The sequence below is a fragment of the Paraburkholderia sp. SIMBA_030 genome (assembly GCF_046535245.1).
Classification (GTDB): domain Bacteria; phylum Pseudomonadota; class Gammaproteobacteria; order Burkholderiales; family Burkholderiaceae; genus Paraburkholderia.
Genome location: NZ_JAWRXB010001421.1, coordinates 1 through 243, shown reverse-complemented (window position 1 = coordinate 243; position 243 = coordinate 1). Strand labels below are relative to the sequence as shown.

Sequence of the window (243 nt, the reverse complement as noted above, 5' to 3'; positions counted from 1 at the left end):
ATCTGAAGGAATACCGATGGCGAAGGCAGCTTCCTGGCATCATACTGACACTGAGGCTCGAAAGCGTGGGTAGCAAACAGGATTAGATACCCTGGTAGTCCACGCCGTAAACGATGTCTACTAGTCGTTGGGTCCCTTGAGGACTTAGTGACGCAGCTAACGCAATAAGTAGACCGCCTGGGGAGTACGGCCGCAAGGTTAAAACTCAAATGAATTGACGGGGGCCCGCACAAGCGGTGGAGC

General features: G+C 53.5%; 1 rRNA gene. It reads left to right on the top strand.

Going from position 1 to position 243, the window contains the following annotated elements:
* Positions 1-243 (top strand): 16S ribosomal RNA (locus tag SB772_RS44710); the annotation flags it as partial.